The organism is Amphritea balenae (assembly GCF_003858655.1).
In the GTDB taxonomy this organism is placed as follows: Bacteria; Pseudomonadota; Gammaproteobacteria; order Pseudomonadales; family Balneatricaceae; genus Amphritea; species Amphritea balenae.
This window is the reverse complement of the sequence record NZ_RQXV01000008.1, coordinates 145,630-171,477: the sequence shown is the minus strand read 5'-3', so window position 1 is coordinate 171,477 and position 25,848 is coordinate 145,630. Positions and strand designations below refer to the sequence as shown.

Genomic DNA, 25,848 nt, shown 5'->3' with positions numbered 1-25,848 from the left:
AGAGTGAAACCAATGACAACTGAACATTCTCAATACCCGCATCTGCTTAAACCTTTGGATCTGGGTTTTACTACCCTTAAAAACCGGGTTTTGATGGGCTCAATGCATCTTGGGCTGGAAGAAGCACCTAACGGCTTTCAGCGAATGGCTGAATTTTATGCTGAGCGAGCCCGTGGTGGTGTTGCATTGATTGTCACTGGAGGTATCGGGCCCAATCAGGAAGGCGCTGTACATGCTCATGCAGCACTGATGCGAACCCCTGAAGATATTACTAATCACCGCACGGTTACTGAAGCGGTACATCGTGAGGGTGGCAAGATCTGTATGCAGATCTTGCACACCGGTCGTTATGCTTATAATCCTAAGCTTATTGCACCTTCTGCTTTGCAGGCACCGATCAATCCATTTCCTCCCCATGAAGTGAGCGAAGCTGAGATAGAACAACAGATTGAGGATTTTGCCTGTTGTGCTGAGATGGCCAAAGAGGCCGGCTACGATGGTGTAGAAGTGATGGGCTCTGAAGGTTACTTTATTAATCAGTTCATTGTTAAGCGAACCAATCATCGGGATGACAGCTGGGGTGGAGAGTACGAAAACCGAATTCGTCTTGCCATCGACGTTGTGAAGCGAGTGCGTCAACGGGTGGGAAATGATTTTATTATTATCTACCGGTTATCGATGCTGGATCTGGTCGAAGGCGGCAGTAGTTATGAAGAGGTTGTTAAGTTAGGTCAGGCAATAGAGCTGGCTGGGGCAACTATTATCAATACGGGTATCGGTTGGCATGAAGCGCGGATCCCAACCATTGCCACTAAAGTGCCGCGAGCAGCCTTTACCTGGGCAACCGCTAAAGTACGCGAAGCGTTATCGGTACCGGTGATTACATCGAATCGGATTAACATGCCGGATGTTGCCGAGCAGGTACTGGCCCGGGGCGATGCCGATATGGTCTCTATGGCGCGGCCTTTTTTGGCCGATGCAGAATTTGTACAGAAAGCTGTGGAAAACAGGGCCGATGAGATCAATACCTGTATTGGTTGTAATCAGGCGTGTCTGGATCATATTTTTGCCGGTAAACTGACCAGTTGTTTGGTGAATCCCCGTGCTTGTCATGAGACTGAATTAAATATAATTACGACGACTAGTGTTAAGAAGCTGGCAGTTGTGGGTGCCGGGCCTGCCGGACTTGCCTTTGCGACAACGGCTGCTCAGCGTGGTCATGATGTGACTCTTTTTGATGCTGCGGATGAAATAGGCGGGCAGTTTAATATCGCAAAACGTATACCAGGCAAAGAAGAGTTTTATGAAACGCTGCGTTATTTCGGTAAACAGATAGAGCTAACCGGCGTTAAATTAGAACTGAATACGCGGGTTACTGCTTCTGATCTCAATGCCAGTGATTTTGATGAGGTGGTTATTGCGACCGGTATAGCCCCCCGAACACCGGATATTGAAGGTATAGGGCATCCGAAAGTGCTGAATTATCTGGATGTAATGTCGGGTGCGGAAGTCGGGCGTAAGGTGGCAGTAATTGGTGCCGGAGGTATCGGTTTTGATATTAGTGAGTATCTGACCCATCAGGGAGTCTCGACCAGTCAGGATATTCCCGCCTTTATGGCTGAGTGGGGGATCGATATGACAATGCAGTCCCGCGGCGGTGTTGAGGGTGTTAAGCCGGTTCATGAGGCGTCGCCTCGTGAAGTATTCCTGTTGCAGCGCAAGGCATCTAAAGTGGGGGCTAAGTTAGGTAAAACGACTGGCTGGGCGCATCGTTTAGGACTGCAGAATAAGCAGGTGGAGATGATTCCCGGTTGTGAATATCACAAGATCGATGATCGGGGCTTACATCTATCTGTCGCTGGTGAGGAGCGTTTACTGGCTGTGGATAACATTGTTATCTGTGCCGGGCAGGATCCTTTACGTGAGTTGGCTGAGGGGATGCAGGGTAAGCCTGTGCATCTGATAGGCGGAGCTGATGTAGCCAGTGAGCTGGATGCGAAACGGGCTATTAACCAGGGTACCAGATTGGCCGCTGAGATCTGATTAATGATTCTTTAACTGCTCGCAATAAATTCATTGCGAGTAGTTAATTCGTCAATAGATTTGTTCAGGAAACCTAAGAATAAACCTTACGGGTATTTAGTATTTTCTTTGAGGTTTTTCCTTAAGCCCCGAGGGGCTAGTTAGTAGGTTTCTTGGCTTTAAGTATTCTTGAATAGTTCTTTATTTAGCTTGACCTGAGTGATCATTCTTAAAGAAAATAGCTGTAAATATTCGCTCTTTCTAAGTCTGTGCATTCTTTTGTATAGACTGGATAGAGTATTTTTTTCTTTGGCATTAATGTACTCATTTAGCTGTTGTTTTCTGTTTTTTCTTATAGTTGTTGATTTTCCAGTTCCGTCAATTCGTCGGTCCCATTTAACTTTCCAGTCATTAATACCGACACAATCATAATGCAGTAGTTGGATATCTTTAGTATGACGGACTATCAAGCGCTCATGTCCTTTATGGCGGTGTATTTTATATCTTTTTACCTTGGGGCTGATTCGTACAGCTGTTTTTGAACGGGTATGGCCTCTGAAGTATTCATCATTGTAGATGGCATTGCTGCAAAGTAATAGCTTGGCAATATTTATCTTTTTATTTGAGGATAATCTTTTAAATATAGTGGGGGAGAAGATATTAGAATAATTTTCTTTAGTTGGGTAGGCTTCTAATAAATCAAAAACTAGAACGTCTTCCTTTGATCTTTTTAGTATCGTCTTGATGTTATCTAGTGGTCTTAGTAGTTCGTCACAATCTATATGTATTACCCATTTGCAATTTTCTCCTTTTAATATTTGTAAGCCTATATGGTTTAAATTTGCTATTTGTCGTTGCACAACTGTTTCAGGTTTTGTTTTTGTGCTAGAGATTTTTGACCAATATAGGTCTGAGCATGGAATTGTAATAATTTTTTTATTATCAGAGTAAAAGTCAATACCTTCATCTTTGGGGTCATCAAAAAATAGGATGATCTTATCTATTCCTAAATTAAGATGATAGTTTACAAACATTTTTAATTGCGAAAGAGGTGCTCTTACTGTTGAGATAATGCCAATTTTATCCATAGTATCGCTTCTGGATTAATGAAAATTTAATATAGTGGGGTGGTTTATATCAGATAGCACAACCGCCCGGACCATTTTTATCATGGTATTGCTGGTGGTACTCTTCCGCTCGCCAGAACTGTGTTGCCGGTGTTATACGGGTGACGATGGGGTTGCCGAAAATACCACTCTTATCCAGAATTGCCAGGCTTTGCTCGGCCATGATGCGCTGATTCTCATCATGATAAAAAATTGCTGAACGATACTGATCACCAATGTCTGGGCCCTGTCGATTCAAAGTGGTTGGATCGTGCATTTGCCAGAAAAAATCCAGTAATGCGTCGTAGCTGACAACCTGATCATCGTATTCCAGTTGTACTACTTCGGCATGGCCGGAGGTTTTGCTACAAACATCCTCGTAACTGGGCTCCGGTATATGGCCGCCCATGTAGCCTACCGCGGTAGCTGTTACGCCAGGCATGTTGGAGAAGCGGGTTTCTACTCCCCAGAAGCATCCTGCTGCAAAGGTTGCGTTTGGCATAATGTAACTCCTGTAAGCAAAACTGATTATCTAAGGTTAGTCGTTTTTACCGGGAAATTGGATCACTTTTTAATATAAACTTTTTTAGAGGCGATAAATATTTTTCATAAAAAAAACCGGCAAAAGCCGGTTTTTTTGCTAAGGGCTCTATTCAGCTATTAGCCAGTGCATCCAGCTTTTTCTTCAGCATGCCCTGCACTTGTCCAGGGTTAGCTTTGCCCTGAGATGCTTGCATGACTTTGCCCATGAAGAAACCAACCATTTTGCCGCGCTTATCAGGTTCAGCATTTACATACTGGTCAACCTGGGGTTGATTAGCGGCAATGACACCATCAACCATCGCTTCAATTGCGCCGCTATCGGTTACCTGTTTCAAACCTTTGGCTTCAATCACTTCATCAGCACTACCTTCACCGGCCCACATCGCTTCAAATACTTGCTTGGCCAGTTTTCCGGTAATGGTGTTGTCAGTAATGCGCTGCAACAAACCGCCCAGCATTTCTGCTGAAACGGGAGAGTCGGTGATGGCGGTATCGTTTTGGTTAAGGTGTTTAGACAGTTCGCCCATTACCCAGTTGGCCGCCAGTTTAGCATCGCCCGCAGAATTGGCTGCGGTTTCAAAGTAACCTGCCAGGTCGCGATAAGTCGATAGTACCATGGCGTCGTAGTCGCTCAGTTTGAACTCTTCGATGAAGCGTGCTTTACGTGCATCAGGTAGCTCAGGTAAAGACTGCTTTAACTGGTCTACATATGCCTCATCAATGACGATTGGCAGCAGGTCAGGGCAAGGGAAGTAACGATAATCGTTGGCTTCTTCCTTGCTTCGCATCGAGCGGGTTTCATCTTTGTTGGCATCATACAGGCGGGTTTCCTGGGTGATGTAACCGCCATCTTCGAGAATATCAATCTGGCGTGCAATTTCGCCATTTATCGCTTTTTCAATAAAGCGGAACGAGTTGATGTTCTTGGTCTCGGTACGGTTGCCCAGTTTTTCCTCACCTTTGTAGCGAACGGAGACATTGCAGTCGCAGCGGAAAGAGCCTTCGGCCATGTTGCCGTCGCAGATACCAAGGTTAGTAACGATCGAATGAATCTTTTTGACATAGGCCACCGCTTCTTCAGCGCTGCGCATATCGGGTTCGGATACGATTTCCAGCAGTGGTGTACCGGCCCGGTTGAGGTCGATACCTGTCATGCCCGGAAATTCGTCGTGCAGAGACTTACCGGCGTCTTCCTCCAGATGAGCGCGGGTAACACCAACGCGCTTAGTGATACCACCTTCCAGCTCAAGATCAACGTGGCCTATGCCGACGATCGGGTGAAACAGCTGGCTGGTTTGGTAACCCTTCGGGAGATCCGGGTAGAAATAGTTTTTCCGGTCAAACACTGATCGGTGACCGATCTCTGCATCAATGGCAACACCAAACATGACGGCCATGCGCAACGCTTCAGCGTTGAATACTGGCAGTGTGCCGGGTAAGGCCAGATCTACAGCGCAAGCCTGAGTATTCGGCTCAGCGCCGAAGGCCGTGCTGGCACCCGAAAATATTTTGGACTTAGTCGCCAGTTGGGCGTGAATCTCAAGCCCGATGACTGCTTCCCATTCCATTTTTATAACCTCTTATTGCTGCGGCCACTGACCCCAGCGTTGAATTCTGTATCTACTACTATTATTGAGCAGGTGCCTGTTTATGCCAGTCAGTTGCCTGTTGGAACTGGTGCGCTGCATTCAGCAGTCGTGCTTCAGCAAAGTAATTGCCGATCAGCTGCAGCCCTACTGGGAGGCCGTTGGCGAAACCACAAGGCACAGACATCCCTGGCATACCGGCAAGGTTGAGGGAGATAGTGAAAATATCTTCCATATACATAGCAACAGGATCGGATGTTTTCTCACCCAGTTTAAATGCCGGGTGTGGCGTGGTTGGCCCCATAATAATATCGACCTCTTTCAGCGCATTGACATAGTCCTGCTGAATCAGGCGGCGAATTTGTAAGGCCTTTTTGTAATAAGCATCGTAGAAACCTTCAGACAGTGCGTAGGTGCCCACCATGATGCGGCGTTTAACTTCCTCGCCAAAGCCTTCACCACGACTGCGCTTGTACAGGTCTTCCAGATCAACCGGCTCATCACAACGGTAGCCGTAGCGTACGCCGTCAAAGCGGGACAGGTTTGAAGAGGCTTCTGCCGGTGCGATGATGTAATACGCTGGAATAGCCAAATGTGTATTAGGCAGGCTGATCTCTTTTACCGTTGCACCCAGTGCTTCGTATTCTTTGATCGCATTTTGTACTTGTGCCGCAATCTGCGGATCGATCTGATCAGAGAAAAACTCTTTTGGCAGACCAATTTTCAGCCCTTTAAGGGATTCATTCAGCGTCAGGGTGTAATCCGGCACTGCCTGATCCAGGCTGGTCGAGTCTTTGGCATCGAATCCCGCCATCACATTGAGCATCATGGCTGCGTCTTCAGCTGTACGGGTCATGGGGCCGCCCTGATCCAGTGAGGATGCAAATGCGATCATGCCGTAACGTGATACCCGGCCATAGGTAGGCTTAATGCCAGTGATGCCACACAGCGCTGCAGGCTGGCGAATCGAACCGCCGGTATCGGTGCCTGTTGCTGCAGGCGCCAGCCGACCGGCCACTGCCGCAGCTGAGCCGCCGGATGAGCCGCCCGGAACACAATCAGTGTTCCAGGGGTTGCGGGAAGGCCCGTAGTAACTGGATTCATTGGATGAGCCCATCGCAAACTCATCCATATTAGTTTTGCCCAGAGTAACCGCGCCGGCCTGATTGAAGTTTTCAATCACTGTTGCGTTGTAAGGCGAAATAAAGTTGTCCAGCATTTTAGAGCCGCAGCTGGTGCGAACGCCCTGGGTGCAAAAGATATCTTTATGGGCAATAGGTAAACCGGTAAAGGTACCGGCTTCACCATTGGTGCGAGCCTTATCGGCAGCTTCAGCCTGGCTTAGTGCCAGCTCTTCTGTAATGCTGATATAGCTGTTAATTTTTGGGTCTTCAGCTTTGATACGTTGCAGGTAGCTGTTAGTTAGCTCGACACTGCTGTATTCACCGGTTTCTAACCCCTGAGCCAGTTCGGCAAGTGTTTTTTCAAACATAGCGGTAAAAATTCCTCAAAACGGGTATTGATGTTGGGGTTATTCGATTACTTTTGGAACCTGGAACAGGCCTGCCTCTACTGCAGGTGCAACCGTTTGCAGGTTATCTCTTTGATTACCCTCGGTTACTTCGTCAATACGTAAGCGCTGCACTGCATCAAGCGGATGCGCCATAGGCGCAACAGCACTGGTATCTACGGCCTGCATCTGGTCGACAAGGTCGAGAATGCTGGTCAGGTTCTCTGCATATTCCTGGACATCCTGCTCAGCAATTTGCAGTCGGGCCAGATGGGCTATTTTTTCTACGTCAGAACGGTCTAGAGCCATTATTAAATTCTCACAGCTTGGCGATGTTGTCTGGAATCAAAATAAAGCGCTACGTTAACACATTTGCGGCTTGCCCAAAATCCCCGCCGTTGCTACAGTGGGCCTGTTTTTTAGATCAAGCGAATGTGCTGCAGCACAATCAAAGGCGGACAATCAATGTTTAAGAAAATTCGTGGGATATTTTCCAGTGATCTCTCTATCGATTTGGGCACTGCAAATACCCTGATTTATGTTCGCGATAAGGACATTGTACTGAATGAACCTTCTGTAGTTGCTATTCGTCAGAGTAGTAATGGCGCACAAAAATCCGTTGCGGCAGTGGGTACAGATGCAAAGCGGATGCTGGGCCGAACGCCGGGCAATATTACTGCAATCCGGCCAATGAAAGATGGCGTTATCGCAGACTTCCATGTAACTGAAAAGATGTTGCAACACTTTATCAGTAAAGTGCATGACAATAGTTTTTTGACTCCCAGCCCTCGGGTGTTGGTATGTGTCCCTTGTCAGTCAACTCAGGTTGAACGCAGGGCGATCAAAGAGTCAGCCATGGGCGCAGGTGCCCGTGAGGTATATCTGATTGAAGAACCGATGGCCGCAGCCATTGGTGCGGGCTTGCCTGTTGAAGAGGCGAATGGTTCGATGGTGGTTGATATCGGTGGTGGTACCACGGAGATCGCTATTATCTCTCTTAACGGTATTGTTTACGCTGAATCTGTCAGAGTCGGTGGCGATCGGTTCGATGAAGGTATTGTGACTTATATTCGTCGTAACTACGGCAGCCTGATCGGCGACGCAACGGCAGAGCGAATCAAGCAGGAGATAGGTACTGCCTATCCTTCAACTGAAACTTTCGAAATTGATGTTAGAGGCCGTAATCTGGCTGAAGGTATTCCGCGTAGCTTTACCCTGAACAGCAACGAGATTATGGAAGCGCTACAGGAGCCTCTGTCTGCTATTGTGCAGTCTGTTAAGAGTGCACTAGAGCAGTGTCCACCTGAGCTTGCATCTGATATCGCTGAGCGAGGTATCGTACTCACCGGTGGTGGTGCATTGCTACGTAATCTGGATAAGCTTATCAGCGAAGAGACCGGACTGCCGGTTATTGTGGCTGAAGACCCTCTGACCTGTGTTGCCCGAGGTGGCGGCCGTGCGTTGGAGTTGCTTGATAAACACGCATTCGAGCTACTGACATTTGAATAATCTACATGGTTAATTTTTCATGTTTGAAGGGACATTTCCTGAAGGGGGTGTTCCATCGCTAGCATTTTCAATGGCGGGTCTTTAAAGGCCCGCTTTATCGTTCTGCTGACCCTCGCTGTTGTATTGATCGTGATGGACCTTAAATGGGCCAAAATGAATCAGACGCGCGCCTACCTTTCCCTTCTGATTACACCACTGCAGTGGGTGGTAGATACACCGGCGCAGGTCGCCGATGAACTCAGTGATGTCCTGGTAACCCGAACTCAGCTTGTTGATGAAAATCGACGTTTGCGACAAGAAGCTCTGTTGCTGAAGCAGCGTGTTCAGCAAGTGGCATCGCTAACGGCTGAAAATCTGCGTTTGCGTGAATTGATGGATGGGCGGAAGCGTCTTGAGCAGGATGTCATGCTGACCGAGCTTATCGGTGTTAATCCTGATCCATTTCAACATCAGATTATCCTTAATCGTGGCTCTGAAGATAACGCTTATGTGGGGCAGGCAGTGCTCGACTCTGGCGGTATCATGGGGCAGATTGTTGAACTGAGCCATTACACTAGTCGGGCAATGCTGATAACCGATTCCCGCCACGCGATTCCTGTTGAAGTGAACCGTAACGGTTTTCGTTCTATCGCTCTGGGAAATGGTTCCGTGAATCAGTTAGAACTGGGGCATGTGCCGGATACCGCCGATATTCGTGAGGGTGATCTGTTAGTGTCTTCCGGATTAGGTGGTCGTTTTCCCCGCGGTTATCCGGTTGCTCGTATTGTGAGTGTTAAGCGTGATCCGGGTCAGTCTTTTGCACTGGTCAAGGCAGAACCGACTGCAACCTTGAATAAGAGCCGTCATATATTGTTGGTTGATCTGCCGCAGACAACGATTTTGCCAACTGAGTTGGACGAAGTCGAGGCGGGTAAAATAACACCTGAACAGGCATCGCAAGTGACGGAGAGCCCGGGTGAGTAATAAGCGCGGCGGTGGTTCAATTATACTGGCGACCTTTCTGGTTGGCTTTATGTTGAGCCAGATGCCTCTTCCACAGTTTGCAGAGTGGTTTCGTCCTGAGTGGGTGGTGATGATACTTATCTACTGGGTTATGGCGTTGCCTGAGCGGGTTGGCCTGGGGACGGCTACTGCCGTGGGATTAGTATTGGATCTGATCAAGGGTAGCCCTCTGGGACTGAATGTCCTGACGCTGTTGATTATCTGTTATCTGACTCAGATATTGTATAAACGCTTACGAATGTTTCCATTGGTACAGCAAGCGATCATGGTGATGGTGCTGGTGGGCATCAATCAGTTAGTGTTTAACTGGGTGCATGGTTTGATGGGAAGTCGCAGCGATAGCCTTATATTTTTGTTACCGGCTCTGGTGAGTGCGCTGCTCTGGCCCTGGTTGTTTGTTATTTTGAGGAGCCTGCGCCGAACCTTCAGAGTTGGCTGAATTTGAGGTGATAATGTCTGTTGATATGCCTGAGTTAATCCTGGCTTCCGCTTCTCCCCGTCGCCGGGAATTGTTACAGCAGATCTCTGTGCCCTGTCAGGTGCGACCTGTTGATATTTCTGAAATACCGAAACCCGATGAAACGGCCTGCATGTTTGTTGAACGGATGGCCCGTGAGAAAGCCCAGGCAGGTCTGGCTTTAAGTCAGGGTAATGTTGTAGTGCTGGGTTCTGACACTGTCGTCGTTTCGAAGGGACAGATTTTAGGTAAGCCTGTTGATCGTGAACACTGTTTAACGATGTTGCAGCAGCTTTCTGGCACCAAACATCAGGTAATGACTGCGGTAGCTCTGATTAGAGGGGAACAAATCCGTAGTCGGGTAGTCACTACTGAAGTCTGGTTTCATGAATTAACGATACAGCAATGTCAGCGCTACTGGGATACAGGGGAGCCTTGTGATAAAGCCGGAGGCTACGGTATTCAGGGACTTGGTGCGGTATTTGTTGCTAGTATAAAAGGCAGTTATTCTGCGGTTGTCGGGTTACCTTTAGCAGAGACAAAACAACTGCTTGAATCATTTGGTATTGCTGTCTGGCAATAGCTGGCTGGCTAGGGATGGAATATGAGTGAAGAGATACTGATCAACTTTACCCCGATTGAAACCCGGGTGGCTGTTATTGAAAACGGGATGCCGCAGGAGATTTATGTTGAGCGGGCAGAGCGGCGCGGTATTGTCGGTAATATCTACAAAGGCAAAGTAGTACGGGTACTGCCTGGCATGCAAGCGGCTTTTGTCGATATCGGGTTGGAGCGAGCCGCGTTTATCCATGTTGATGAGTTACAACATCCGGAAACCGCTTCAGAGAACGGCAACGGTAAAAGTAATCTGACGATCAACAGGCTACTAAGGGAAGGTCAGGCTCTGGTCGTACAGGTCACGAAAGATCCTATCGGTACAAAAGGGGCCCGGCTGACTACTCATCTATCTATACCTTCACGTTATCTGGTGTATATGCCGGGGAACGAACATATCGGTATCTCTCAGCGCATCGAAGATACTGACGAGCGGGAACGCCTGAAAGGTATGGTTGAAGAAGTTGTTGCCAGTATCGAAGATCAGCAAACGAAGGTGGGTGGTTTTATCCTGCGGACGGTTTCTGAAGGTGTTTCTGAAATTGAATTAAAGCAAGATGTTCTGTTCTTATGCCGCTTATGGGACTCTATTGCCCGTAAGATGAATGAGTTTACTGCGCCTTCCTGTATTTATGAAGATTTGCCGCTCAATATGCGTGCTCTGCGTGATATGGCCCATGCGGGAGTAGAGCGGATCCGGGTTGACTCAAAAGAGACGTTCCAGAAGTCGCAACACTTCGCTACCGCGCTGGTGCCTGAGATTAGTAATGTTCTTGAATATTATCCAGGCGAGCGTCCTATCTTCGATTTATATAATATTGAAGAAGAGATTCAAAAGGCTCTGGGTCGTAAGGTGGAATTGAAGTCCGGAGGTTATCTGATTTTTGATCAGACCGAAGCCATGACCACCGTCGATATTAATACGGGTGGCTATGTCGGGCACCGTAACCTTGAAGAAACGATTTTTAAAACCAATCTTGAAGCTGCCACCGCGATAGGGCGTCAGCTCAGGTTACGTAATCTGGGTGGCATAATCATTATCGACTTTATCGATATGGTTGATGCTGACCATCAGCGTCAGGTACTGCGAACGCTGGAACGGGTTTTGGATAAGGATCATGTTAAGTGCAAAGTTACAGGCGTTTCAGAGCTTGGCTTGGTTGAGATGACGCGTAAGCGTACCCGGGAAAGTCTTGAGCATGTACTCTGTGAACCTTGTAACCATTGTCAGGGGCGAGGCTCAATTAAGACTCCTGAAACTGTTTGTTATGAGATTTTCCGTGAGATATTACGTCAGCATCGGGCTTATGATACCGATACATATCTGGTTTTAGCAGCCGAAAGAGTGGTTGAAATGTTACTGGACGAGGCTTCGGATCATGTGGCTGAGCTGGAGGCCTTTATTAGTAAAACAATTCGCTTCCAGGTTGAGCCTATGTACGGGCCAGAACAGTATGATGTGGTATTGAGGTAACTGTGTTCTTCTCCTCGCAGCTTTTCCGGAGCCTGAACCGCTGGCTTGGCTGGTTGCTGGTAGTTCTGATTCTGACTATTGCTTTGTTGACCGTTGCTGTGAGGCAGCTGTTGCCTGCGGTATCGGAGTATCGCGTGGAGATAGAGCAATACCTGAGTGAGCGAATGCGTACCCAGGTGACGGTTGGCGATATTAATGCCAGTTGGGAGGGACGTTTTCCCACATTGCTGATTCAGGATGTCCTGATTAGTGATCATCGATCCCGTAATATTGGGCAGATCAGCGTCGATCAGATAGTACTTGGCCTCAATCCTGTAAGTAGCTTGTTACAGTTTCAGCCTGTTTTAAGCAGAGTGGAAATCTGGTCATTACACAGTAAGGTCGATTTTATCAGCTGGCCTGATCCTGCAAAAAAGAAAGCAACATCCTCCGCGACGACTAAAGATAGTGCTGCTGATCCTCTCGCGCTTTTATGGCTGCAACCCCATATATTTTTTTACGATACCCGTTTAGATCTTTCTTTGCCTTCTGGCGCAGAATTAGAGTTACGGAGTCCCGCAGTAAACCTTGAAAACAGTCAGAGTCAGCATCATTTTTCCGGTGAGCTACTAGTTGAGTATGAGGAAAAAACAGCGGCGGCTATCCTGAAAATTGAGTCTGACAGTTATCGCTTCGATCCAAAAACAACTAATTTTGATTTTTATATGAGCCTGGCTGGAGTCGATAATCGCTTATTGCAGTTATCCCGGGAGCTATTTCCATTGCCTGCTGAATTAGAGCAACTGGAGCTGAATTCAGAAATATGGGGTAACTGGTCTGATGGCAGGTTAACTAAGATATTCGGTAATCTGGATAGTGATCGGATTCAGGTTTCAGCGACATCAGAGCAGTTATCGCAGCCCTTATTGATTCAGGATTTGTCTACTGATTTCGCCTTGTTGCAGCCGCAGAGGGGGCACTTTCAGTTACAAGTCAGCGAATTTAGTGCCCTTGTTGATGGCCATTCACTGCTACTGCCTCAGCTGGTTGTTGATCGTCAAAAAGGCCAGGTTCATTCCGTCTCACTTGATGTGCTTGATCTGGATAAGACGAAGGCATTTGCTCAGTCGCAAAGCTTTGTACCCGAAAATATATCAGCCCTGTTAGAAAAGGTAAGCCCGAAAGGGGTACTGCATAATATTTCCGTTAAATGGCCACATACAGAGAAAACTGACTGGTTAGATCTGAAGTTTGAAGCGGACCTGGATGCTGTAGGGTTTGCTGGCGTCTATGGTGCACCCGCAATGAGCGGTATCGACGGCTTATTGCAGATGAATTATTCCGCTGAACAGGGGCTTGAAGGGCGGGTTGACCTGGAAAGTGAACAATTGGGCCTGCACTTTCCTTCGGTATTTAAGCAAGGTTGGGTGTTTGATTCAGCCCGGGGAGTAACCCATATCAGCCTGAAGCAGAACACTCTGCATCTGCAAAGTGAACATGTTGAGCTGCAAAAGCCCGGTATTAACGCGGCGGGACGCTGGAGTCTCTATCTGCCTTTAACGCGGGAGATTCAGAGTGAACTGACTTTGCTGATCGGTCTGAAAGGTTCGGATGCCAGCCTGGCACCTGAGTTGATCCCTGATTATTTTCTTGATCCCGGTATTAAACAGTGGGTTAGCCAGTCAGTTAAAAAAGGTCATCTGAATCAGGGTGGCTTTATGTTGCATACCGGCACCAGAGATATTCCTTCCTTGCAGCCTCCCAGGATTCAGTTATATCTGGATATTGCCGATGCTAATATCGATTACCAGCCGGGCTGGCCGGAAGTTACCAATGCTTCTGCGGGTTTCTTGTTACGTGATCAGGGTATGCAAATTAGTCTTTCTGACGGCAAGATAAAGAATAGCGATATTGCTCATAGCTGGCTTTATCTGGCGCCAGGTTCACAGAATTTACGTCTGATTGGGCAGGTAAATGGCGGGGCTGGCGATATATTTGAGACACTGCTCGAAAGCCCCGTTATGTCAGGAAAGAACCGGGAGCTTGCCGATTGGACGTTGTCGGGGCAAGCAACTACTGATTTGAGACTCAATATCCCGTTACGTGGTGGCGAGCCTGATATCGATGTTGGATCATCGTTTACTCAGCTAACACTGGCATCAGATAAACGAAATTTAAGTTTTTCTAAGCTTGCTGGTGGGGTGGGCTATCGGAATGATAAAGGCCTATATTCAAGCGCCATTAAAGGGCAGTTTTTTGGTTATCCTCTTACTGCCGATATCTCCACTAGTGGCAGCGGGGTTCAAGAGAAAATTCGTACCCGTATAAACTCGACAGTTCGATTTGATCAGTTGAGGAAGTGGAGTGGTATAGAGCTATTAGCGTTGGCTGAGGGTGTTCAGCCCTATCAGGCTGATCTGGATATCTGTATTAAGGCAGACTGTTCTGGTTTGACCGTGCAATCTGATTTAGCACAAAGCCAGCTTAATTTGATAGCACCATTCAGTAAGGAAAAAGGCGCTGTAAAGCCGTTGTTACTTCGAACGGATTTCAGTTCACCACAAACCTTTAATATCGCATTGGGTGAAAAGTTAAGGGCCTGGTTGCAGCTCAAAGATGATCGTCTGAGTAAGGGAACTCTTGTGTTAGGCGGCCAGGAGGCTAAGCCTTCCAGCTATGCAGGGCTGAGTATACAGGGGGAGTTGGACCGTCTGGAATATGAACAGCTCAGTATGATGTTGAGCAAGGGCGGTATTTTGGCGGATGGCCAGACCGCGAATGCCGGATCAGATAGTAAAAGCGCGGTTAGTAAAGGGCAGGATGGCAAGGGTAAATCAGATGTCGGTTTAGCTGTTCAGGGAATGCTGCATATTGGCTCTCTTAGCTACCTGGATATGGAGCTGAATGCAGTTAAAACTGAATTGAATCGTGAGCCGAATAGCTGGTTAATCAGTTTAAGTGGACTTGACCTGGATTCTCAGATAATCATCCCGGATGATGCTCAAGTGCCGCCGGTGATACGCTTTGAGTATCTGAATCTGGATCGGTTATTAGCCACTAAGGCGCTATCTGAAGCTGAAAATCCTGTGACTAATGATGCTAATGTCAGAGCAGTGCCAGATCAGCCTGGAAATATGCCGGACCTCGATATCGAAGTGAATAACCTTGTGCTTAAAGATAAGCGTTGGGGGAATTGGGGCTTCAATGTTCGTAACCGGAATCAGACAACCTATATCGAGAATATTACGGGTGAAATGCCCGGCCTCAATGCCACAGGGCAGTTGGTGTGGAAGCCAGGCACTACGTCTGTGAGTGAGCTAACGCTTAAAATAGAAGCAGGTAATTTAGATCAGGCGCTGACCAGCGCAGGCTTTGATTCGGTGATGAAAACTAAGTCTATGAAGACCTGGTTAGTCTTTAGCTGGCTAGGAGCTCCCTGGGACTATTCTATAGATGATCTGAGTGGCAGTGCTAAGTTCACAGCGAGAGATGGCCGTATAGTGAGTGCAGGCAGTGGTAGCGGCTTTTTACGAGTATTTGGTATTTTGAATATGAATGCGCTGGGGCGACGTTTAAAGCTGGATTTCGCGGACCTTTTTGCTAAGGGCATCGCCTTCGATAAGATGCAGGGTGATTATCGAATTATTAATGGTGTGGCGACCTCGAATGAGCCTTTTGTGCTGCGCGGCCCTTCTGTGGATATGGCGATGAGTGGCGATATTGATCTCGTTCATGAAACGGTTAATAAGCAGATGGCTGTTACTTTGCCGGTAACAGATAACCTGCCTTTGGCTGCTTTTCTGTTAGGCGCGCCACAGGTTGCAGGGGTCGCATTTCTACTCGACAAATTGATTGGCGATAAAGTAAAGAAAGAGATCGCGACAGTGACTTACACCATGGAAGGGGACTGGAGTGATCCGAAGGTGGAGTTGCTGCAGCAAAATAAGGAGGCGAATACAGAGCCTTCGAATAAAGGCTCTGCAGTCAAATAAGCAAGTTACAGACGAGCTTCGGCGCGCTCCCGCAGATATTTAAACAGTTTACGTGCAGCGACTGGCGGCTTACCCTGCTTAGCCTCTTTCTGGGCGTTACGCAGAAGTTGACGCAGGTGTTGAATGTCCGCACTGGAGTCTTCTTCTAGGTAGGCCTTCAGATCACTGTTATCACCTAAAATAAGACGATCACGCCAACGTTCCAGTTTGTGGAAAATCTGAAGGTGTGCCTGTTTGCCAGCTTCAAACTGATCTAATGCTGTTTGAATGGCGACTGGATCTTCGTCGCGCATTAGCCGACCGATATATTGTGCTTGTCGACGACTTGCTTCTGAGCGGGGCTGCAGGCGTTGAGCTTCTTCAACTGCACTACGTAGAGCATCACCCATAGGGATTTTATTGAGTTGCTCTTTATTCAGGCCTGGTAGTTTGGCGCCCAACTCTTGCAGCCCCTCTACCTCTCGTTTACGTTGGGATTTTGATACCCATTCTTCGTCAGACTCATATTCGTCTGATTGGTTAAAATCGTCGTTTTGGCTCATAGTAATCTCTTAAATACCCGACCTAGCTGTAGAAAAATGTAGCCAGACCGAGAAATGCTAAAAATCCAACTACATCGGTAATAGTAGTCAGAAGTACGCTGCCCGCCAGTGCCGGGTCAATGCCCCACGCTTTAAGGATGATCGGCAGCAGGGTGCCGGCAAGTGCAGCGGCAAACAGGTTGATGACAATAGCGCAGCCGATGATGATACCTATGGTTGTATCCTGAAACCAGAGGACAGCGATAACGGCAACGACAATAGCCCATAACAGGCCGTTGAGGACGCCTACGATAATTTCCCGGTTTAATAGCCAGCCGGCGTTTGATCGTTCTACGTGACCCAGTGCCTGGCCGCGTATCATCAGGGTGAGAACCTGACTACCGGCTATGCCGCCCATGCTCGCGACAATTGGCATCAGTACTGCGAGTGCCACCACTTTTTCAATAGTATCTTCAAACACTCCGATTACTGCGGAGGCAATGAAGGCGGTTATCAGATTAATACCCAGCCAGACGGCTCTGCGGCGGGTTGTTTTCAAAATGGGGGCGAAGGTGTCTTCGTCTTCGTCCAGACCGGCCATGCTCATCAGAGAGTGATCTGCATCCTCTCTGATAACATCAACCACGTCATCGATAGTTATCCGGCCCAATATTTTATTGTTTTCATCAACAACCGGTGCAGAGACCAGGTCTTCCTGCTCAAACAGTTGAGCGACTTTATCATCGGCCATCTCCGCAGCAATCGGTGGAGTGTCAGTGGCCATCATCTCCCGTACCGTGCTATTTGGATCGCTGACCAACATCCTGGTAAGGGGCAGGGTGCCAACATATGAGTCTTTCCGGCTTACCACAAACAAACTGTCGGTCATTTCTGGCAGTTCATCATGGCGGCGCAGATAACGAAGCGCAGCTTCAATGGTGATGTCAGGCCGGATCGTAATGGCGTCAGTATTCATTAGTCCGCCAGCTGTATCCTCCGGATAGGAAAGGACTTTTTCCAGACGTTCGCGGTCCTGATGGTCCATTGAACGCAATAGCTCGCGCATAACGGTTTCTGGCAGCTGCTGCATCACATCTGCCAGGTCATCGGTTTCCAGTGACTCGGTAATCGCCAGTACTTCTGAGGTGTTCATCCGGCTCAGGATTTCAGCCTGAACATCGTCACCCAGATCCTGTAGTACTTCAGCCTCCAGATCCTGATGAATCAGACTCCAGAGCAGGTGACGCTCTTTCGGTGGCGATTTCTCAATCAGGTGTGCTACTTCTGAGGGGCGCAGAGTGTTATTCAGGGTATGACTGATCTGCTTAAACGCACCTTCTTCAAGGGCTATATTTAGCTTATCAAGCTCTGTGGCGCTGTGCGATACAGTCATGGTTTAGCCCCGGTTGATCAGGCGAATAGGAGGCGAGTACTGATTAATGAATGCCGATAGCTAGCATAATCAGTCTTCTATCTGAGGCATTATAGCGAATTGTTTTTAAAGGAATAAGGTGTGCGGGTTATTCTTCTTCATCAAAGCGGTTGTTAATCAGTGTTTCAATGGCATTTAGTGCCTGTTGCTCATCTTCGCCGCTCGTTGAAATAGTCAGATCAGTCCCTTTGCTGGCTGCGAGCATCATTACTGACATGATACTTTTACCATCGACCTCTCGGCCATCTTTTGTCAGCTTAATATCAGATGAAAATGAGCTGGTGACATTGATCAGTTTAGCTGCCGCTCGGGCGTGAAGCCCTAGCTTGTTGATGATGGTTATCTGTTTTTCCGGCATGGTCCCTCAGTATCCCTAAATCAGTTGAGTTCACGGTGACGTATCTGAACATTATCCATAGTTGTCCGGAAATGACCAGCTAGTCGTTCGCTAATATAGACCGAACGATGCTGACCACCGGTACAGCCTATGCCTATAGTGATATAGCTGCGGTTGTTGTGCTCAAACCTTGGTAGCCATTTAGCCAGATATGTGACGATATCATCCTGCATCTCTTGGACGCTGGGTTGCTGTTCAAGAAATTCAATAACGGGCTGTTCTAATCCGGTATGGCCGCGTAATTCAGGTAGCCAGTAAGGGTTTGGCAGGCAGCGGACATCAAAGGTGAAGTCCACATCCAAAGGCACGCCATGTTTGAAGCCAAAGGATTCAAATTGTAGTGATAGTTCCTGTGCTGAGCGACGAGCAATACGAAGTTTAATGCTATCACGCAGTTCATAGAGTGATAAGCGAGTCGTATCAATTCGAATCGCTGCCAGATCTGCGACGGGCTCTAATAGTGAGCGCTCATAGCTGATCGCTTCCTGAAGCCCCTGATTATCATCGGATAAAGGGTGCTTTCTGCGGGTAGCGCTATAACGTTTCAGTAAAGTGACCTCAGAACTATCGAGATAGATGACTTCACAATCAACGTCTGGGTTACTTTTTAATTGTTGGAATATAGCCGGAAACTGTTTCAGATTACTTTGCAGGTTTCGGGCATCAATACTAACCGCTAACTGACCGGGGTGATCTTTATCGCTGAGAATCTGGCTCACCAGCTCTGGTAGCAGCAGAGCGGGGAGGTTATCAATACAATAAAAGCCAACATCTTCCAGTGCCTGTAGGGCAGTTGATTTTCCCGAGCCGGAACGCCCGCTGATAACGATTAGTTTCATATTCAGGAAGGCCTGAATTCTGTCGCTGCAGTATAAAGTGCCTGGGCAGTCTCAGCATCCCGCAAGCGGTTTCTAAATGCGGCCTGGCTGAACAGTTCTGCCAGTGTGCCTAGTGTCTGGAGGTGCTGATCACAGGCTTCTGAAGGGACTAACAGAATGAATAGCAGGTCGACCGGATTGGAATCTATCGCATCAAAATCGATAGGTTCGTTTAGCTGAATCAGCAGAGCCGTTGCCTGCTGGCATTCATCCAGACGGCAGTGAGGAATTGCGACGCCTTCACCGATACCGGTGCTACCAAGCCGCTCACGATTAATGAGACCAGTAAAGATTGCTTCAGCTTCCAATTCGGGATGTAGCTCTGCGATCTGTTGGCTGGCAATCTCAAGAATGCGTTTTTTACTTCCGCCTTCCAGAGCGCATAGCGCTCCGGAAGGTGCTAACAAGTCAGAAATTAGCATCGTCAATATTACTTATGAGTTTTCATCTTTTCTTTATGCTTAATAACCTGTCGATCAAGTTTGTCGATCAGGCCATCGATAGCCGCATACATATCGTCATGTTCATTTGATGCAAACAGCTGACCACCGGCTACATGTACGTCTGCTTCAGCTTTTTGGCGGGTTTTCTCTACACTCAATATCACCTGAGCGTTAGTGATGTTATCGAAATGACGCTCGAGTTTCTCAAACTTACTCTCAACATATTCGCTCATAGATTCAGTTAATTCTACGTGGTGACCAGTAATATTGATCTGCATGGTAATCTCCTAGTTTGCTTATTCCGGGATAAAGCCCGGTTCCCATGATTATGAAGTTATTAAACCAGACGCTTGCGTTCATTAGAAGGAGGAATGCTAAGCGATTCTCTATATTTTGCAATGGTTCGCCGTGCGACATTGATACCCTGTTCATCTAATAGCTGGGCGATCTTGTTGTCGCTGAGTGGTTTAACCGGACTTTCTGCGGCGACAAGCTTTTTAATAAGTGCTCTGATCGCTGTAGAAGAGCAGGTGCCTCCCGTTGCCGTGGTGACATGGCTGGAAAAGAAATATTTAAGCTCGAATATTCCTCTGGGAGTGTGCATAAATTTCTGGGTAGTGACCCTGGATATGGTTGATTCATGCATCTCAACGGCTTCGGCAATATCGTGTAACACCATCGGGCGCATCGCTTCATCACCGTGCTCCAGAAATCCTTCCTGTCGGGCGACTATTTCCCGGGTCACTTTTAGCAATGTGTCATTTCGGCTTAACAGGCTTTTAATGAACCAACGAGCTTCCTGAAGGTGATTTTTCAGGTAGGTGTTATCAGGACTGTTATCGGCACGCTTAATCAGATCAGCATAGCCATCATTAATGCGCAGCTTTGGTGCTACTTCAGGATTGAGCTGAACCTGCCAGAAGCCTTTTTCTTTACTCACCAAAACGTCGGGTATCACGTATTCTGACTGACTGCTGGTAATGATGGCCCCGGGCTTAGGGTTCAGGGTTTGGATCAGGTTGATTGCTGCCAGTAACTGAGGCTCTTTAAGCCGCGCTTTACGCATCAGTTGCTTATAGTCGTGGTTGCCCAGCAGATGTATGTATTGGGTGACGACTTTAAGCGCTTCAGTGCGGTGTTCGATACTTTCAGGGAGTTGGCGAAGTTGAATCGCCAGACATTCGCTTAAATCACGGGCCGCGATGCCGGCAGGATCAAACTGCTGAATCCGGTGTAAAACGGCCTCAATTTCGTCCAGCTCAATTTGGTTTAACTGCTCACTTTCCTGACTTTGAAAGTGCTCCAGAATTGCATCAAGGGTAACCGTCAGGTAACCATCGGTATCGATACCGTCAATAATGCTGGTCGCAATAAGCTGATCAATATCGCTCATCGGTGTCAGATTTAGCTGCCAGCTCAGGTGGTCTTGCAGGGTTTCGTCTGCGGTATCATTAGACTCCAGCCCCATATCTGCGAAGTCACTTGCACTTGAGGTAGAGGTTGTTGCGGTTTGAAAAGTGTCTTCCCAGTTGCTGTCTGTAGCCAGCTCTTCTGGTATATCATCATTCCAGTCGCTATCAGCTACTTGTACTTCTTCGGTTTCTGGTTTGGTTTCCTGGCTGGCTTCACTGCTAAGTGTTTCAATACTGGTTGAGTCTGCATCAGATTCGGCAGGGCTGTTTTGATCTTCTTCGTTAACATCCAGCATGGGATTAGATTCGAGAGCTTCCTGAATCTCCTGCTGTAGGTCTAGCGTGGACAGCTGTAGCAAGCGGATCGCCTGTTGTAGCTGAGGTGTCATCGTTAGATGCTGACCCATTTTTAATTGTAACGATTGTTTCATAGAGTATCGCTTTCTCTTACAGCCAGAACATTTTAGAAGTGCTTACTAATGGTGCTTTTTAGTAAGCATATTAATTACGCTTTGTCGCAGCGTTTTCCAGAGTACCGCTCTTTCTCGTAGAGCTTTAGCCTATCACTTAATAAGGTTTATAGTCTGAATTGTTCACCCAGGTAAGCTTCTTTAACTTGCTGGTTGGCCAGTATCTCTTCCGGCGTGCCTTCAGCAAGAATAAATCCTTCGCTGACAATATATGCCTGTTCACAGATATCCAGTGTTTCTCGCACGTTATGATCTGTAATTAAGACACCGATACCTTTATTCTGCAAATGACGAACGGTTTGCTTGATATCACTAACAGAGATTGGGTCGACCCCGGCAAAAGGCTCATCGAGCAGAATGAAAGTAGGCTCAGTAGCCAGGGCTCTGGCAATTTCGACCCGACGTCGCTCACCGCCAGACAGGCTCATGCCCAGGCTGTTACTCAGGTGGGTGATATGAAATTCTTCCAGTAACTCTTCCAGTTTTTGTTTACGTTGCGAGCGATTGAGTTCTTTTCGGGTTTCCAGTATCGCCATCAGGTTGTCGTGCACACTGAGCTTTCGGAAGATAGATGCCTCTTGTGGCAGATATCCAATGCCTTTACGGGCCCGGCTGTGCATAGGTTCTCTGGTGAGGTCCTGTTGATCAATGCTAATGCCACCGTGATCGGCATCGACAAGGCCGACAATCATATAAAAACAAGTGGTTTTTCCTGCGCCGTTAGGCCCGAGTAGCCCAACAATCTGACCACTGTTGATCGTCATAGAGACATCTTTAACAACGGCGCGGCCTTTATAGCTCTTAGCCAGGTTAACTGCTTCGAGTTGGCTCATTGAGGATTGGTTTCCTTCGGATCGGGTTTAGACTTAGTATCGGTATTAGTGTTTTCAGCATTATCTGAGTCAGGGGATGCTTTGGGCTGTATTATCATCTGTACCCGCTGTCCCTGATCCTGGTTATCACCAAATGCTTTAACCGTGCTGTTATTCATGTCGTAAACAATGCGATTACCACTGAAGCTATCACTACCCTGAGAGACTTTAGCCTGGCCGGTAATATTTAGCTCTTTGGTCTTAATGTTGTAATCCAGCGTTTGTCCATAAGCATGCGTTATCTCTTTGTCTTTAGCTGGACGCTGCTGAAAGTGCGCAGGACCGCCCTTAGCGATAATCGCAGATACACCGTTGTTGGTCTGGCGCAGTTCTATATGCTGCCCCGTGATGCGCATGCTTCCCTGACTCAGTTCAACATCCCCTTTATATATAGTGATGCCGGTCTGGTCATTCCGGGTGGCGGTATCTGCGCTAATATGGATCGGTTTACGTGTGTCTTCTGGTAAAGCCATGGCGTTGAAGGGCAATAATAACATCAGGGACGTGAGGAGTCGGTTCACTGTGTTATTTGACATTGTGCACACCTTTTACATCCGATAGCAGTGTCAGGATGCCACTATCCGTATTGATTTTTAAGCCTGTCGCCGTTGTTGTACCGCTTTTGCCGGACAAGGTTACTCTGCTTTCGGACTGAATCAGATTCTGTTTAGGTAAAAACAGCAATGATTCCGTTTGTAGTTTGTAGGCCTGGCGTGGCTCAGGGTTGTCTTGCAGGATAACATTGCCGGCCAGGGTAATCTGCTCATTATTATCACGAATTACACCCGTCTGGCTGCTAATTATCTTATCAGGCTGATCATTGTTATGTAGAACCAGTTTAGGTTCTATTACCAGAGTCTGCTGCATTGCCGGTTGATGCTCAAGCTGTCTTGCGCTTAACTGCTGCTTTAGAAGTCCCAGATCATTAAAATCGCGAATCCTTGCTTCGACAATATAATAATCTGACTGTTGGTGAGCCGGACTAGGTTGTTCAACCGACGACTCTGGTCGACGTTCATTATCCATGCCCAGATAGATAACGGCAGGAATAAGAATAGCTGCGGCAGCGATAAGTCGGGCTCGACCGGTTAACATTACAGGTACTCTTGGTAGAGTGCTTCAAGTTTCCCCTGACCTGCAAGAATGGTTTCGCAGAATTCGCGCCCCGCGCCATTGCCTGCGGTTCTGGTTGTACACCAGTCTGCATGCTCGACAACGAAGGGGTGACCGCCATTGACTGTAGCGCCGAACGCTGCGGCACGAATCGCTGCCAGATCGGGAAGGTCATCTCCAATATAGGCAGTCTGATCAGCGTTAAAACCGGTATCCTGCCAAAGTTCCCGTAAAGCGGTGATTTTATCTTCACGTCCCTGATAGAGGTAATCAATACCCAGAGCAGTAGCGCGACGTTCTACCTGAGGGGAGCTGCGACCCGTGATGATCGCGGTCTTGATACCGCTTTGGGCCAGTAGTTTGATTCCCAGGCCGTCCAGAGTGTTAAAGTTTTTGACTTCAGAACCGTCTGCCAGAAAATTCAATTTTCCATCGGTCAGTACACCGTCGACATCAAATACAGCAAGTTTAATCTGAGCTAATTTCTGAGTTTGCTGCTCATTAAGCTGATCCATTCAGATGACTCCTGCTTTTAGCATATCGTGCATGTTTAAGGCGCCGACCGGACGCTGTTGCTGATCCAGCACGATGAGCGAGTTAATCTGCTTATCTTGCATAATTTGCAGCGCTTCGGCGGCGAGCATATCACTATGTACAGTGGTGCAATCTGTCGTCATAACCTCGGTGATTGGTGTCTGTTTCATATCGACTTCATGATCCAGTGCCCGACGCAAGTCACCATCGGTAAATATACCCAGGAGCACACCGGCTTCATCGGTGACAGTGGTCATGCCCAGTCGTTTTTGGGTGACCTCTATTAATGCCTGGTGAAGCATGGTCTTTTCGTTTACACGGGGGATATCAGCGCCGCTGTGCATAATGTCAGAAACTTTAAGCAACAGTTTGCGACCCAGGCTGCCTCCCGGGTGAGAGAAAGCAAAATCTTCTGCACTGAAACCACGAGCTTCCAGAAGAGCGATAGCTAGTGCGTCGCCAACAACCAGTGTCGCTGTCGTGCTTGATGTGGGTGCCAGATTCAATGGGCAGGCTTCTTCCGTAATGGTAACGTTAAGGCTGGCGTCGCCCGCGCGTGACAGGGTCGAATCAGGATTGCCGGTAATGCTGATTAAGGGCGCATTCATCCGTTTGATCAGGGGCAGAATAGATAAAACTTCACTGGTTTCGCCTGAGTTGGATAGTGCTATAACCACATCGTTACGGGTGAACATACCAAGATCACCGTGGCTGGCTTCGCCTGGGTGAACAAAGAATGAAGGGGTGCCTGTCGATGCCAGGGTAGCGGCAATTTTGTTACCGATATGTCCGCTTTTCCCCATGCCGGTAACGATGATACGGCCTGTGCAGTTAAGAGCGAGTTTGCAGGCTTTTTCAAAATCACCGTCAAGCTGACTCAGCAGATCGTTGACTGCGTCCCGCTCTAATTCGATAGTACGACGGGCTGATGCTAAAAAATCTATATCTTTGTTCATAATAGAAATAGTTATTCCTGCAGTGAATTAAACACTCATATTGTATAGCAGACCCAGATACGCTGCATATGCAATTACCAGTAAACCACCTTCAGCACGATTAATTTTTGGTGGTCGTTGCAGTAAAGCAAAAATTGCTAGCAATGCAGTGAGTCCGAATGTAACACCATAGTCCCGCCAGAGTACCACGGATTCCAACGTAACCGGAGCCAGAAAGCCTGGTACAGCCATCACCGCCGCAATATTGAAGATGTTTGAGCCTACGATATTGCCCAGAGCAATATCTGTGTGCCCTTTAAGTGCACTGGCAACGGACGCAGCCAGTTCTGGGAGGCTGGTGCCAATAGCGACAATGGTGAGACCAATAATCAGTTCACTTATACCCATCGCTGAAGCAATTTCAGTGGCACCCCAAACCAGTAGCCGGGAGCTTCCTGCCAGTAGTGTCAGGCCAAAGAGTAGCCAGAATATGGCCTTGCCAGTCGAAAGGTCGGGTAGTTCTTCCTCTTCGTCGGCAATCTCATCATCGCTGGCGGAACGTTGGAAACGGGCAAACAAGAACAGGCATCCTATCAATGAAAGTAAAAGTAGTATTGCGTCAAAGCCGCCCAGGTAAAGATCGTAGAGCACGCCGCCGGCGAGTAGTGTAATCGCCAGTAATAGAGGGACTTCCTGTTTCAGAACTTTAGATTTTACTGGCAATGGCGCGATCAGGGCTGTAATACCCAGTACCAGGCCGATATTGGCGATATTTGATCCCAATGCGTTGCCTACGGCCAGCCCACCTGCCCCGGTTGTTGCCGCCATCGCAGAGACTAAAATCTCAGGAGCCGAGGTGCCAAAAGAAACGACGGTCAGACCAATTAACATTGGCGACATACCAAAGTTCTTTGCGCTTGCGGCAGCACCGATAACAAATCGATCAGCACTCCAGACCAGGATTATAAAGCCAATAATTAAAGCGATAATGGGATATAGCATCAGGTAGTATATTCAGTTGTGATTAAAACGGAGGCATATTTAAT

Annotated in this window: 25 protein-coding genes; 7 read left to right on the top strand and 18 right to left on the bottom strand. The window is 47.8% G+C overall.

The window, feature by feature from the left end:
• The first annotated feature begins 12 nt into the window (after positions 1-12).
• Positions 13-2,043 (top strand): NADPH-dependent 2,4-dienoyl-CoA reductase, encoded by a 2,031-nt coding sequence (locus tag EHS89_RS14615; RefSeq protein WP_124926899.1) that lies wholly within the window; start codon positions 13-15, stop codon positions 2,041-2,043.
• A gap of 158 nt (positions 2,044-2,201) precedes the next feature.
• On the opposite strand, the gene EHS89_RS14610 is transcribed toward EHS89_RS14615, so the two are convergent.
• The 5 genes from EHS89_RS14610 to gatC form a co-directional block, all read right to left on the bottom strand.
• Positions 2,202-3,110, bottom strand: coding sequence for a glycosyltransferase family 2 protein (locus EHS89_RS14610; protein ID WP_124926898.1), 909 nt, complete (start codon positions 3,108-3,110; stop codon positions 2,202-2,204).
• Positions 3,111-3,159: 49 nt separating this feature from the next.
• Entirely contained in the window at positions 3,160-3,630 is a 471-nt protein-coding gene (msrA, locus tag EHS89_RS14605) for a peptide-methionine (S)-S-oxide reductase MsrA (RefSeq protein ID WP_124926897.1), read from the bottom strand.
• Positions 3,631-3,781: 151 nt separating this feature from the next.
• Positions 3,782-5,239, bottom strand: coding sequence for an Asp-tRNA(Asn)/Glu-tRNA(Gln) amidotransferase subunit GatB (gatB, locus tag EHS89_RS14600; protein ID WP_124926896.1), 1,458 nt, complete (start codon positions 5,237-5,239; stop codon positions 3,782-3,784).
• 61 nt (positions 5,240-5,300) lie between these two features.
• Positions 5,301-6,749: an Asp-tRNA(Asn)/Glu-tRNA(Gln) amidotransferase subunit GatA gene (gatA, locus tag EHS89_RS14595; protein ID WP_124926895.1), complete on the bottom strand. Its 1,449-nt coding sequence runs from the start codon at positions 6,747-6,749 to the stop codon at positions 5,301-5,303.
• Between the two features lie 39 nt (positions 6,750-6,788).
• Positions 6,789-7,076 carry an Asp-tRNA(Asn)/Glu-tRNA(Gln) amidotransferase subunit GatC gene (gene gatC / locus EHS89_RS14590; protein ID WP_124926894.1) on the bottom strand — a complete coding sequence of 96 codons (288 nt, stop codon included), beginning with the start codon at positions 7,074-7,076 and terminating at the stop codon, positions 6,789-6,791.
• A gap of 156 nt (positions 7,077-7,232) precedes the next feature.
• Here gatC and EHS89_RS14585 point away from each other — a divergent pair, with 156 nt between their 5' ends.
• Genes EHS89_RS14585 through EHS89_RS14560 form a run of 6 tightly spaced genes read left to right on the top strand, consistent with a single transcriptional unit; the run spans position 7,233 to position 15,795 of the window.
• The gene (locus EHS89_RS14585) at positions 7,233-8,276 is read left to right on the top strand and encodes a rod shape-determining protein (protein ID WP_124926893.1); all 1,044 of its coding nucleotides are present in this window, start codon (positions 7,233-7,235) and stop codon (positions 8,274-8,276) included.
• A gap of 54 nt (positions 8,277-8,330) precedes the next feature.
• Positions 8,331-9,239 carry a rod shape-determining protein MreC gene (mreC, locus tag EHS89_RS14580; protein ID WP_338080808.1) on the top strand — a complete coding sequence of 303 codons (909 nt, stop codon included), beginning with the start codon at positions 8,331-8,333 and terminating at the stop codon, positions 9,237-9,239.
• Positions 9,232-9,717, top strand: a complete 486-nt coding sequence (mreD, locus tag EHS89_RS14575; RefSeq protein ID WP_124926891.1) for a rod shape-determining protein MreD — start codon at positions 9,232-9,234, stop codon at positions 9,715-9,717. Before mreC ends, mreD begins: the two co-directional genes overlap by 8 nt.
• Positions 9,718-9,730: 13 nt before the next feature.
• Positions 9,731-10,318, top strand: a complete 588-nt coding sequence (locus EHS89_RS14570) for a Maf family protein (RefSeq protein ID WP_276330365.1) — start codon at positions 9,731-9,733, stop codon at positions 10,316-10,318.
• Positions 10,319-10,339: 21 nt separating this feature from the next.
• Entirely contained in the window at positions 10,340-11,824 is a 1,485-nt protein-coding gene (rng, locus tag EHS89_RS14565) for a ribonuclease G (RefSeq protein WP_124926890.1), read from the top strand.
• A 2-nt stretch (positions 11,825-11,826) separates the two neighbouring features.
• On the top strand, positions 11,827-15,795 hold the full coding sequence (locus EHS89_RS14560; RefSeq protein WP_188885288.1) for a YhdP family protein: 3,969 nt from the start codon (positions 11,827-11,829) through the stop codon (positions 15,793-15,795).
• Between the two features lie 5 nt (positions 15,796-15,800).
• On the opposite strand, the gene yjgA is transcribed toward EHS89_RS14560, so the two are convergent.
• The 13 genes from yjgA to EHS89_RS14495 all read right to left on the bottom strand — a co-directional run bounded on the left by yjgA (position 15,801) and on the right by EHS89_RS14495 (position 25,804).
• Positions 15,801-16,337 (bottom strand): ribosome biogenesis factor YjgA, encoded by a 537-nt coding sequence (yjgA, locus tag EHS89_RS14555; RefSeq protein WP_124926888.1) that lies wholly within the window; start codon positions 16,335-16,337, stop codon positions 15,801-15,803.
• A 22-nt stretch (positions 16,338-16,359) separates the two neighbouring features.
• On the bottom strand, positions 16,360-17,709 hold the full coding sequence (gene mgtE / locus EHS89_RS14550; RefSeq protein ID WP_124926887.1) for a magnesium transporter: 1,350 nt from the start codon (positions 17,707-17,709) through the stop codon (positions 16,360-16,362).
• A gap of 127 nt (positions 17,710-17,836) precedes the next feature.
• Complete coding sequence (locus EHS89_RS14545) at positions 17,837-18,106, bottom strand: HPr family phosphocarrier protein (RefSeq protein ID WP_124926886.1); 270 nt, start codon at positions 18,104-18,106, stop codon at positions 17,837-17,839.
• 20 nt (positions 18,107-18,126) lie between these two features.
• Positions 18,127-18,984 (bottom strand): RNase adapter RapZ, encoded by an 858-nt coding sequence (gene rapZ, locus EHS89_RS14540; protein WP_124926885.1) that lies wholly within the window; start codon positions 18,982-18,984, stop codon positions 18,127-18,129.
• Between the two features lie 2 nt (positions 18,985-18,986).
• Positions 18,987-19,445, bottom strand: a complete 459-nt coding sequence (gene ptsN / locus EHS89_RS14535) for a PTS IIA-like nitrogen regulatory protein PtsN (RefSeq protein WP_124926884.1) — start codon at positions 19,443-19,445, stop codon at positions 18,987-18,989.
• Positions 19,446-19,453: 8 nt separating this feature from the next.
• A complete protein-coding gene (hpf, locus tag EHS89_RS14530; protein ID WP_124926883.1) occupies positions 19,454-19,744 on the bottom strand; it encodes a ribosome hibernation promoting factor in 291 nt (96 codons plus the stop codon).
• A 59-nt stretch (positions 19,745-19,803) separates the two neighbouring features.
• On the bottom strand, positions 19,804-21,309 hold the full coding sequence (locus EHS89_RS14525) for an RNA polymerase factor sigma-54 (RefSeq protein ID WP_124926882.1): 1,506 nt from the start codon (positions 21,307-21,309) through the stop codon (positions 19,804-19,806).
• 146 nt (positions 21,310-21,455) lie between these two features.
• On the bottom strand, positions 21,456-22,181 hold the full coding sequence (lptB, locus tag EHS89_RS14520; protein ID WP_124926881.1) for an LPS export ABC transporter ATP-binding protein: 726 nt from the start codon (positions 22,179-22,181) through the stop codon (positions 21,456-21,458).
• A complete protein-coding gene (lptA, locus tag EHS89_RS14515) occupies positions 22,178-22,756 on the bottom strand; it encodes a lipopolysaccharide transport periplasmic protein LptA (protein WP_124926880.1) in 579 nt (192 codons plus the stop codon). The genes lptB and lptA overlap by 4 nt, the downstream gene beginning before the upstream one ends.
• The gene (gene lptC / locus EHS89_RS14510; RefSeq protein ID WP_124926879.1) at positions 22,746-23,315 is read right to left on the bottom strand and encodes an LPS export ABC transporter periplasmic protein LptC; all 570 of its coding nucleotides are present in this window, start codon (positions 23,313-23,315) and stop codon (positions 22,746-22,748) included. Before lptC ends, lptA begins: the two co-directional genes overlap by 11 nt.
• Entirely contained in the window at positions 23,315-23,848 is a 534-nt protein-coding gene (locus EHS89_RS14505; RefSeq protein ID WP_124926878.1) for a KdsC family phosphatase, read from the bottom strand. Before EHS89_RS14505 ends, lptC begins: the two co-directional genes overlap by 1 nt.
• A complete protein-coding gene (locus tag EHS89_RS14500; protein WP_124926877.1) occupies positions 23,849-24,823 on the bottom strand; it encodes a KpsF/GutQ family sugar-phosphate isomerase in 975 nt (324 codons plus the stop codon).
• Positions 24,824-24,850: 27 nt separating this feature from the next.
• The gene (locus EHS89_RS14495; RefSeq protein WP_124926876.1) at positions 24,851-25,804 is read right to left on the bottom strand and encodes a calcium/sodium antiporter; all 954 of its coding nucleotides are present in this window, start codon (positions 25,802-25,804) and stop codon (positions 24,851-24,853) included.
• Between the last annotated feature and the right edge of the window lie 44 nt (positions 25,805-25,848).